The organism is Frankia sp. CeTa3Moorea, from assembly GCF_978021225.1.
In genome coordinates, this window is sequence record NZ_CDXDOR010000137.1 from 10,014 (window position 1) to 14,512 (window position 4,499).

General features: G+C 73.5%; 3 protein-coding genes. 1 reads left to right on the top strand and 2 read right to left on the bottom strand.

The window, feature by feature from the left end; translation table 11 throughout:
* Positions 1 to 120: helix-turn-helix domain-containing protein (locus tag AC08OV_RS19465; RefSeq protein WP_476613991.1), on the bottom strand; the 120-nt coding region annotated here is incomplete at its 3' end.
* A gap of 189 nt (positions 121 to 309) precedes the next feature.
* Between AC08OV_RS19465 and AC08OV_RS19470 the strand changes: the two genes are divergently transcribed.
* Entirely contained in the window at positions 310 to 1,125 is an 816-nt protein-coding gene (locus AC08OV_RS19470) for a TIGR03557 family F420-dependent LLM class oxidoreductase (protein ID WP_476613992.1), read from the top strand.
* Positions 1,126 to 1,203: 78 nt separating this feature from the next.
* On the opposite strand, the gene AC08OV_RS19475 is transcribed toward AC08OV_RS19470, so the two are convergent.
* Positions 1,204 to 4,499: type I polyketide synthase (locus AC08OV_RS19475; RefSeq protein ID WP_476620070.1), on the bottom strand; the 3,296-nt coding region annotated here is incomplete at its 5' end.

The window sequence follows — 4,499 nt, forward strand, 5'->3', positions numbered from 1 at the left end:
GCAGCCGAACGTCTGCGCGAGCTGGGCGGCCTGCTCCGGGGTCGGGTAGAAACGGTAGCGGTACGCCCGCTTCACCACCTTCGACCCTATAAGTGACAGGATAGCAGGCGTGCTTGTCACGCTGGCGTTGATGCGCTAGCCCCGCCCTGAAGGACGGGGCCTGCGCGCTACGTTCCTGGGTCACTCCGTCATGATCTCATGGCTGAAACCGTCGACGCTCAGCTCCGCCCAGACCGCCGCCGAGGTGCTGTGCCCGTCGATTCACGGCCGGAGCATCGAACCATGAGAGTACGACTGGTGTTCCGGTGGATGGCGAGTTCGGTGCACCCGAGCGTGCCCCGTCCGACCGGATCATCGTTACGGCGCACGGGACATCCCACCGGCGTGGGTGGAGCAACTGGCCGATGGCGGACGGATCGCCGTCCCGCTACGGGTGCGGGGGCTGACCAGGACTGTTTCGACGGCGGGCGGGGATGGCCGAGCGCGGACGTCCGGCACCGGATGCTGCGCGAGGCTATCGAGATCATCCGGGAGCTGTGGGCCGGCAGGTATGTCACCTACCGGGGTGAGTATCTGTTCGTCGAGCCGGCGAAGCTGTTCGACCTCCCGGACGCGCCGATTCCCCTGGGGGTGGCGGTGTCCGGGCCGGAGAGCTGCCGGATTGCCGGTGAACTGGCGGACCTGGCGATCGCCGCCGAGCCGGACCCGAGCCTGATGCGGTTGTTCCAGGCGGCCGGTGGGAGCCGTGCGGCCGGTGGGAGCGGTGGGGCCACCGGCGTCGACGCCCGGCCCGGGGTCGGGCAACTGCCGGTGTGCTACGGCGCCGACGCCGAGAAGGCATTGCTGCTGGCGCGGGAGCAGTTCCGCTGGTGTGCCGCGGGGTGGAAGGTGCAGGCCGAGCTCCCCAACCCGGTGAACTTCGATGCCTACTCCCAGACCCTCCATACGGAGGACCTCGCCCCGAAGATCCCGCACGGGCCCGACCCGGAGCCGTTCGTCGCGGGGGTCCGGCGGTTCGCCGACGCCGGGTTCACCGAGGTCGCCCTGCTCCAGATCGGTCCAGATCAGGGCGGCTTCTGCGACTTCTACGAACGCGTCCTCAGGCCGGCGCTGGCCGCCTTGTGACCCGAGGGCCGGTGATCCGAGGGCCGGTGATCCGGGGGGCGGTGACCCGAGGGCCCCGGGGGTAGCCCGGTCACCGCATCAGCGCCGCTCCAGTTCCGTGGGCCGGCCCAGTTCTGCAAGCCACTGGTGGAGGACTGCGGCGGTGGAGGCGGCGTGTTCGTTCATCATCGTCTGGTGATTGCCGGCGGCGTCGAGCCTTTCGTGCTCCATCACCCAGTCGGTCACCCAGGCCTGGCCCTCCCCGTCAGGGTTCTCGGCGACCGCCTGCTGGGGCATGCGCTCCATCGCCCGGACGAGGACGACCGGCGCGTCGACGGTGGTCGGCCGCCAGCCCTCGAACAGGTCCAGGTAGGCGCCCTGCGCGGTGACCTGTGCCTCCGTCATCAGCGCGAAGGCCTGGTCGTTGAGGGCGACGCCGCGAAGCTCCTCCTGGATGTCGCCCTCGGGGATGCGGTCCCCGGGCAGCCACGTGTCGAGCAGCACCACCGCCCCGGGGCGGATCCCGCGGGCCTCCAGCCGGGCCGCGATCGCATGTGCCAGCCAGCCGCCCGAGGAGTAACCCGCGAGCACGACGGGGATCTCGTCGAACGCCCGGGCGATGGTCTCGGCATGCAGGTCAACGACGAGATCCGCGGTGGCCGGAAGCAGCTCCCCGTCGCCGAATCCGGGATGCGGCAGCGCGTACACGTCCCGCCGGCCATGCAGGTGCAGGGCAAGGCGGGCGAAGTTGTGCGGTCCCGACGGGGCGACCATCGAGGGCAGGCAGACGATGGTGGGCCGGGCCGGACCCGAGGCGAGTCTCACCGGCGCGGCGGGCGCGCCGAAGGCCTCGACGGTGCGGAAGACGGGCCTGAGCCGGGCGGCGGCCCGCAGGACACCGACGCCCTCGGCGAACTTGCCGTCCGTGCACGCCTGTCGGTACAGCTCGCGCACGCCGATCGGCGCGACCTGCGTCCCGGCCCGCGCGGGGGGCCTGCCGGGCACGATGTCCGGGTGCCGCTGGGTGGCGAGGGTGGCGAGGGTGGCGAGGGCGTCGAGATGGCGGGTGAGCTCGCAGACCGTCGGATGCTCGAAGACAACGGGCGTGGCCAGGGTGAGGCCGGTGGCGGCGGCCAGTCGGCGGCTGAGCTGCACCGAGGCCAGTGAGTCGAAGCCGAGTTCGAGGAAGCGGCGCTGCGGGTCCACGTCGTCGGGCGACGGGTGCCCGAGGATGGCCGCGGCCTCCGCCCGCACGAGGTCGAACAGCGCGCGGGCGCGGGCGGGCCCGGGCAGCGTTCCGTAGTCCACTCGGGCGGGGGGCGCGGCGGTGCCGGTCGGCTCGGCGTCCCCCTCGGGTCCGGCCGTCGTGGACCGGCTCCATAGATCGTCGAAGAAATGCCCGGGGCGGGCGGCGGTGAAGGGTGGGAGGAAGCGCTCCCAGTCGACGTCGGCGACGGTGAGCGCGGCCTGCCCGCCCGCGACCGCCCGGGTGAGCGCGGTGACCGCTGCGTCGGGGGGCAGCGGGGTCAGGCCACGGCGGCCCAGGTAGTCACGGAACGTGGCCTCGGCGCCCATTCCGGCGTCGGCCCACGGGCCGAATGCGACAGAGGTGGCGGCGAGACCGAGCGCGCGCCGCCGCGCGGCGAGGGCGTCGAGGTAGGCGTTGCCCGCGCTGTAGGCGGACTGGCCGCTACTGCCCCAGGTCGCCGACACCGACGAGAACAGGACGAAGGCCTCCAGCCTGGTGCCGTCGATCCCGTCGATCCCGTCGAGTAGCCGGTCGAGGCCGGCGGCGCCGGCGACCTTCCCGGCCACGACCTCCGCGAACTCCCCGAGATCGAGTTTGTGCAGGGCGGTCACCTGTCCCATGACACCGGCCGCGTGTACGACGGCGGACACCGGCCGGCCCGCCTTGGCCAGTCTCCGCAGCAGGGCGGCGAGCTGTTCGTGCTCTCCCACGTCGCAGGCCTCGATGATCGCCTCGGCGCCGAGGGCGGCGAGTTCGGCGCCTAGTTCCTCCGCCCCCGGAGCCGCGGGGCCACGGCGGCTGACGAGGACGATCCGGCGCGCACCGTCGCGGGCGAGCCGGCGGGCGGCATGCGCGCCGAGGGCGCCGGTGCCACCGGTGATCAGGACCGTGCCGTGGGGCCGCCACGCTGGTGGGACGGTGTCGGCTGGTGGGACGGTGTCGGCTGGTAGGACGGTGTCGGCCCTGACGAGGCGGGGTACCAACAGCCCGGTGGCACGGGCGGCGAGCTGGTCCTCGCCACCGGGGGCGGTGAGGGCGGAGCCGAACCACGCCAGCGTCTGATCGTCGAGGTCGGTCGGGATGTCGATCAGACCGCCCCAGGTGCCGGGGTCCTCCAGAGCGAGGGTGCGGCCGAGTCCCCACATCATGGCCTGGTCCGGGGCGGTGACGGGGTCGTCGGGACCGGTGGTGACCGCGCCGCGGGTGACGCACCACAGCGGTGCGGGCACGTCGAGGTCGTGCAGCGCCTGGATGAGCGGGACGGTGAGGGCGAGCCCGGTGGTCAGTGCCGGATGGATGCGGTGCGGCGTGTCGTCGAGGGCGAGCAGGGACAGGACGCCGCGTACCGCCTGCACCGTCTTCTTCCCGGCGAGGCCGCCGCCCGACGGCGGCATGGCGTCGGGCGGCGGCATGGCGTTCGACAGCAGTACGGCGTTCGACAGCAGCGCCGCGACCCGGGCGCGGTCGGCGTCGTCGCCGGTGAGGGTGAGGGTGACGGCCGTGCCGCCGAGGCGTTCGATGATCCAGGAGAGGCGGGAGAGCATGTCCTCGTCAACGCCGGCGGCCGGGGTCAGCACCGGCCACACGCCGGACAGCGGTGGCGCCGCGGTGGCCTGGGCCGTCACGGCGGTGGTGACGTCCGCGGAGTCCAGGGGCCGCCACTCGGTGCGGTAGGACCAGCTGTCCGGGCCCGCCGCGCGGGCCGTCCCGACGGTCGGGCTACGGGGCGCGGGGACGGCGGTGGTCCCGTCGAGCCAGTAGCGCCTGCGCTGGAACGGGTAGGTGGGCAGCTCCCGGTGCCGGGCGCCGCGTCCTCGGTACAGGGCGTGCCAGTCGACGTCGACGCCGTGGACGTGCAGTTCGGCCAGGGCAGTGAGGAGGGTGTCGGGTTCGGGGCGGCCGGCACGGGACGCCGCCGCGGCCACCGTGTCGCGGGCGTCGCGGGTGTTCTGGGTGTCCCGGGTGCTCTCGGTGCTCTGGGTGCTCTCGGTGCTCTCGGTGCTCTGGGCGTCGGCGGCTAGGCAGGCCGGCAGGAGCGCGGTCAGGACGGCGTCGGGGCCGAGTTCGAGGTAGGCGACGGCGCCTTCGCGGTGCAGGCGACGGGCGGCGTCGAGGAAGCGGACGGGTTCGCGGACGTGGCGTATCC